Raw genomic sequence first — 5932 nt, 5'->3', positions numbered from 1 at the left:
ATTCATCGCGGCCCGGCCCCCGCGGAAGCTTCCGGGCGGTGGCTTCGAGCCCCACCGCCATTTCTTCTAGCTCCCGCAAGTCGTTCGCGGTCATCTGGTTCGCCTTCGGTCCGGATCCCGACCAGGCGGCGGATGCTTACCGCTCGGAAGGCCCAGGGGCGGCGGGATTGGCGATCTCAAGGTCTACCGGCGTAAGGGAAGTGGTGTGTTTGTGGATCTCGTACCTTGACGCAAGATCCTGGAGGCGTCGCTTGACGAATGGATCGGCGGCTTTGTCGGCCAGATCCCGCACCAGCCTAGCATGCCGCTTCCTGAATCCGCGAGGTCCTCTTTGTCGCCAACCGTGAGACCAAACATCCTCCCAATTTCGAGCCGAGTAAACAAATAGGGCGGGACACCGGGTCTTCGCCTCGGCCCTTTTCGCCGCTGCCAACCTCCGCTTTTTCATTACGCGAAGCACAATTTATACTAGACGATCGAGCGGGCTCGCGCTTAGATTGAGTATCGAACGATCGGGGGGACCACTGATGCGTCAGCCTCGTTCACGTATGCAGTATCGATGGATTCCCGTCCTTCGATCCGATGATCGTGCCAGCGCATTGCAAGAAACCAGGCCCAAAGCTGCGGGCAGCGCGTCTCTTCATGACATGCTTCAGTTGCGGCTTCCGCGTCTTCAAGGCGCACCACTCTCGATGGACGAGGCTCTCGCCACGATCGGCCTGCCCCATCCCATCGATGCGCCGCAATGGACGCCTGAAGCCGAGCTCGCGGACCTTCTCCTGCGCGCGGCCGAGATCGAGCATAGCCTGCTTCTGCAATACCTCTATGCGGCATACACCGCGAGCGACCCATACAGAGGGGCCGCAACAACGATCGCGGTTGAGGAGATGGGGCATCTTCTGACGGTGCAAAACCTGCTGCTCGCCTGTGGACAACGGGTCTATCTCGGACGCGATGACGCCAACCAATTTCAGCCATTTCCGTTCCAGCTCGAGCCCATGAGCCGCGGCACGCTCGCCAAGTTTACTGCTGCCGAGATGCCGGACGTAAATAGCCCGAACTTTCCAGATCAGTTTCGAGGCGATCTTGAGTCGATACGCGGGGAAGCCAACGCGGCCGCAAAGGCCGACGTCGCAGCCCACCGCGTCGGCCTCCTATACGCCAAGATCTACTGGCTGCTCCGCCCAGACGATGCACGTATGGACAATGAGCCGTGGCCCGGATTTCCGGTCGAGCAGATCGCGACGACGAGAGACGCCAATGGTCACCTGATCTTTGCCGGGCGGCACGTGTCGACAAATTTCGTCTCCGACCAGTCAGCGAACGAGGCCATCAAGAGCCGATGGCATGGTGTGGGAAGCGGCACGGGCGGCAGCATCATTGTCGACCAGGTGACCGACCGGCTTTCAGCATTGAAGACGATCACCGAAATTTCTGCGCAGGGCGAAGGCTTCGCCGCGACGCCAAACGGTCATTTCGAACGCTTCGCCGAGCTCTGGAAGCAGGCTCAGGTCGCGAGCGACCCTATCGCACAGCCCACCGTCTCGAACCCGTGGTATGGATCGGCAAATGTTCAGAGCAAATCGAAGGGCTCTGAAATCAGCAATCCCGTCGCGGTGAAATTTGCTCAACTCGCGGACGCCGCCTACGAGACCTGCCTGCTCATCATCGCCTTCAGCTTCTTGCTTCCCGCGACCGCCCCGGAAACGGACCGCCAGCGCGTGGCGGGCGCCGCGGTGAAGTGCATGACAGACGGGCTGAAGTCCTGTTCGGTGGCTCTCAGCGCGCTGCCACGCACCCAGAACGGCGACGATGCGGACGACCGGTGCGGGATACCCTTTTCTATTCCGTCGCCGATCGACACCACCAGCGCCGACGCCCTGCAGGTTCGAATAAGGGCTGTGATCGCGTCGCTCGTGGCAACAGCAGCGACGATAGATGCGGCGTCGGGCGCGAGCCTCGGACAGATCAACAGGGCCAAGGCGATCAGTAAGGCTTTCGACCCCGGCGTCCTCGGCGCCATCAACACGATAGCATTAGCCTGACCCGGGCGGTTCAAGAATTAAGACGGCAAAAGCAAATACTGGTTGGAACTTCAAAAGGGAATTTAGATGGGTAAAATTTACAAGATTCACCCGGGGATCGGCGTCGCGCGCGTCGCTCCCAGCACCAACGGCTACTTTCTGGCCGGAGAAACTCCAGGCGCAGATCCGTTCGAGATCGATAGCAATGGCAACGAGACTCCTTTCACCAGCTACAAGGATGCAAACAGCTTCCTTCGCAGGCAGGGCGCTCGGTTTCGCGTCTTCGAATACGACCAGCCGACAGTCGGCGGCTCGCTGACGCTTGTTCGGGAAATCACCGCCGCCGACGCGAAGATCACATGGTCCGTGCATCTGGTCGCCGCAAAGGCCGCGGGGCCGAAGATGAACGATCAAGCTCATGGACCGGACGGACGACCAACTGTCCTGCCGCTTGCAACGCCGCGCAACGTGCCGCCGGCCGGCTTTGGCGTGAGCGACCTCAAGGCTGATGTCCGCCTGAGCGTGACGGGGGCGAACGCAACGCCCGTTATTGGCACTGGGCGCATCGTCGGCGCCGATGTCATGATCGGCGAGGCGCGGACGGACGCGAACGGTCGCCTCGTCGTGCTCGCTGGTCGAGGGGTCGCGCGATCCTGGGCCAATCCGCCGCCGCCCCTGGATGGCAATGGATCGCGGGACGACGAATTTCTGAACAACCCGACGTGGCACGACGACATCGCCGACGGCACCGTCGATGCCAAGATCGCCTTCACGGGAGGAACTCCGATTGATGCAGTCGGCGCATGGGTCATCACCACACCTCCGGATTTTGCTCCCGACACCGACGCCCTCACGACGATGCTGGATATCGTCGAGAACGCGATCGGCGTCCCGCTTCCGGTCGTGTTGACCTATCCGCAAGATATCGAGCCGATGCTGAAGCGCGCGGCCGGGCTGTTCTTCGTCAACGAGCAGCCGGTCTGGGCCACGATGGCCGATCACATGGCGAACCCGGCCAACTTGAACAGTCCGTCGCCCGCAGCGAAGGCGGCGCGACGGCAGGCGCGCGATGACCTGCTCAGCGCCCAGTCAGATATGCGGTTCTACGGCCTGACAAAGCGCCAGACGGATATTCTGGCGCGCTGGGTCGACGGAAGCTTTCAAACTACAGCGGATGCGACCCGCCCCGCACCGAACGCGGCCGACACCCTCGACCGGTCGGTGCTCGCCCGCTGCGTAGGCGGCGGCTTCTTTCCCGGCATCGAAGCTGGGACGACCTTGCGTCAGCCCACGATCTACGCGGAGTTCGCCCGGCTGACGCGCGGCACGTTCACGGACGTGGACAACGCCGTACGGCAACTGGAACCAGGACTGATTTCGCACGAATGGCGTGCCCGTGGCACGCGGACTTCGTCGAATGCCTCGGCGCATGGTGGCCAGCACAGCGGCCCGATATTGCCGGCCGAACTGGAGCGGATGCGGGTCCTCGATGGGATCGCGGCGTCTTGAAAGGCGGCGACATCGGGCGTCCGGAGACCAGCCATCAGAATATGGTCGATCATTTTGCTCAGCTCGGAGTTCTGGTGAAAGATCAGGCGTCGGGTGGTTTGGTCGAAGTCGGCAGGGATCCGAACCTCGACAATATCGCCTGACACATGCCGGCAACCGCGACCTACGACACGGCGATCGTTGGGGGTGGTCCGGCGGGTGTAGCGACAGCGATTGGGCTGGCCCGCGCAGGCGCGCGAGTGCTGTTGCTTGAGCGGTCACCACGCCCGGTCGATAAACCCGGCGAGATCATAGCGTCTTCGGCACGACCGCTGCTCGCCGGGCTTGGCCTCCAGGATACGCTCTCGACTCTCCGTGCGCATACGCTGGCCGGCCGCTTCACCTGCTGGCACGACGCCGTCGGCAGCGATGTCGCCTCGATTCTTGATCCGCACGGCGGCGGCATGGTCGTCCACCGTGGCGAGTTCGAAGCAAAGTTGCTGAAGGCGGCCCGTGCTGCAGGCGTATCCCTGTCGTGCGGCAGCCATTTGTCCGAAGTGGTCCGCCAAAGTGGTGCTTGGAACATCGAGTTTCGCGATGACGCACACAACTCGGGGCACATGCATTCGGCGCGCGTGCCGTTGATTGTCGAAGCATCCGGTCGAGCGGCCGGTGTGCTCGGGCACGGCCACCGTCACCGCAGCGATCGCTTGGTCGCACTCATTACGATCGGTCCAGCACGCGACGGATTGCACGATCAGCGCCTCTTCATCGAAGCGACCGAGGGCGGGTGGTGGTACGGCTTCCTGTTGCCGGACGGCACCGCCGTCGTCGCAATGCTGACCTCCGCGCTTCTGCTGCCTGAAGGCGCGGCACGACGACGGAGCGTTTGGACCGCGGACCTGCAGTCGACGCGCCATGTCAAAGCCTTGATTTCCGGTCGCACGGTCGGTGCCTTCCGCGGTGTCGCCGCCGATAGCTCGATTCGCTCACAGCTCTCTGGCGATGCTTGGGTCGCAGTCGGAGACGCCGCCGCCGCTTACGATCCCATCACTGGATCGGGTGTTGCCGCTGCAATTTCAAAGGGGGCAGCACTGGCGCGCCTTCTCATAAACCGACCGCAGTCCGCGGCCATCGCCGAATACGTCGCTGCCGAGCGCGATGTATTTGCTACTTACGAGTCGCACCGACGGAATATCTATCGCGAAGCAGCCGGTCGATTTTCATCCGCGTTCTGGAATCAATGGAAGTAGGTGGGGGTTCCCATCGCATGGGGTCGAAGTCCGGCGCGTTGTCGCACGGTCGGCTGTCAGCGCGGCCGGGTGCCGAAGGAGCCGAGCGCGCGCAGCCGCGTCGGGGGAGTGCCTGCGGCTGGCCAGCAGTTACATCGCGGTGAACGGTCGATTTTGAGCTCTCTCACTGGCAACTATCGGTGTTCGCAAGCCCATTGGAGGATGATCCATACAATGATTGGACCCGAACGGCGTTTGCTCGACCCTCGGGATTAGGCGCTGCTCATCGAATATCGGGACGCGAGCAAGGCGCCGGACCGGCTGGACGGAGTTGCCGCCGAGTCGATCGCCCTCAAAGTCGACGCCATTGTAGCCAACAGCTCACAGACAACAGGCGCGGCCGTCAACCAAACCAAGACGATTCCAATCGTCACGCTGAGTACTAATCCGGTTGGGCTTGGATTTGTTGCCAGTCTCGCCAAGCCCGGCGGCAATGTCACCGGTGTGAGTCTGCCCGGTCCGGAGGTCAGCGGTAAACGACTCCAAATCCTCAAACCAGCAATTCCGGGCGTCAGCAGAGTTGCGGTCATCTGGGACCCGAACGATCCTGCTGCGCATTTCTCAGTTGAAGAATCGCGGACCGCAGCCACAGCACTAGGTCTCAACCTTCAAGTTCTTGAAGGGCGCAATGCCGATGCCATCGAGAGTGCATTGCAGGCGGCAATGAACGCGGAGGCGGAGGCCGTCGTCTTCCTACCAACACCGCTTTTTGACGGGCTTGCCGAGGAGATCGCCGGTCTCGCGATGCAGAGGCGGTTGCCGACTCTCTATTTTAGCATGAAGCCGTGAAGTCTGGTATTCTGATGTCGTATGGTGCCGACACGTTGGTCGCCAGTCGGTGCCAGGCTAATAAGTCGATCGCATCCTTAAAGGAACAAGACCTTCTGATCTGCCAGTCGAGCAGCCGGCCAAATCGAAGCTGGTCATCAATCAGAAGACTGCGAAGGCGCTCGGACGGAACGTACCGGAAAGCTTGCTGGCAAGCGCTGACGAGCTGATCGAATAGCCGCAGCATGTCCGCTGTTAGCCCGGAGCAGCCTTCGCAAACTGACTAACGATGGAAGGGCCAACCGAAATGCGCTAGGATAGCTCGTTCCTGCGCGGGGAGCGGTGAAATGAATCGGCGCG

General features: G+C 61.9%; 6 protein-coding genes. All 6 read left to right on the top strand.

Annotated elements, in window-relative coordinates; genetic code table 11:
• Positions 1 to 692: 692 nt before the first annotated feature.
• The gene (locus JQ586_RS39860; protein WP_212400090.1) at positions 693 to 2045 is read left to right on the top strand and encodes a ferritin-like domain-containing protein; all 1353 of its coding nucleotides are present in this window, start codon (positions 693 to 695) and stop codon (positions 2043 to 2045) included.
• 66 nt (positions 2046 to 2111) lie between these two features.
• Positions 2112 to 3533, top strand: coding sequence for a LodA/GoxA family CTQ-dependent oxidase (locus tag JQ586_RS39855; RefSeq protein ID WP_212400089.1), 1422 nt, complete (start codon positions 2112 to 2114; stop codon positions 3531 to 3533).
• Entirely contained in the window at positions 3530 to 3676 is a 147-nt protein-coding gene (locus JQ586_RS39850) for a hypothetical protein (protein WP_212400088.1), read from the top strand. Before JQ586_RS39855 ends, JQ586_RS39850 begins: the two co-directional genes overlap by 4 nt.
• Before the next feature lie 3 nt (positions 3677 to 3679).
• A complete protein-coding gene (locus tag JQ586_RS39845; protein WP_249148685.1) occupies positions 3680 to 4765 on the top strand; it encodes an NAD(P)/FAD-dependent oxidoreductase in 1086 nt (361 codons plus the stop codon).
• A 258-nt stretch (positions 4766 to 5023) separates the two neighbouring features.
• A complete protein-coding gene (locus JQ586_RS39840; RefSeq protein ID WP_212400092.1) occupies positions 5024 to 5593 on the top strand; it encodes an ABC transporter substrate-binding protein in 570 nt (189 codons plus the stop codon).
• A 73-nt stretch (positions 5594 to 5666) separates the two neighbouring features.
• The gene (locus JQ586_RS41280) at positions 5667 to 5810 is read left to right on the top strand and encodes an ABC transporter substrate binding protein (RefSeq protein ID WP_212400091.1); all 144 of its coding nucleotides are present in this window, start codon (positions 5667 to 5669) and stop codon (positions 5808 to 5810) included.
• Positions 5811 to 5932 lie beyond the last annotated feature (122 nt).

The organism is Bradyrhizobium jicamae, assembly GCF_018130215.1.
In the GTDB taxonomy this organism is placed as follows: domain Bacteria; phylum Pseudomonadota; class Alphaproteobacteria; order Rhizobiales; family Xanthobacteraceae; genus Bradyrhizobium; species Bradyrhizobium jicamae_A.
Note: the sequence above shows the minus strand (reverse complement) of the source record. Positions and strands in the feature narration are given on the sequence as shown.

Bases quoted from the DNA above. Each gene is read 5' to 3' on its own strand.
- JQ586_RS39860 (WP_212400090.1), top strand. From the start codon at position 693: ATGGACGAGGCTCTCGCCACGATCGGCCTGCCCCATCCCATCGATGCG.
- JQ586_RS39845 (WP_249148685.1), top strand. From the start codon at position 3,680: ATGCCGGCAACCGCGACCTACGACACGGCGATCGTTGGGGGTGGTCCG.
- JQ586_RS39855 (WP_212400089.1), top strand. From the start codon at position 2,112: ATGGGTAAAATTTACAAGATTCACCCGGGGATCGGCGTCGCGCGCGTC.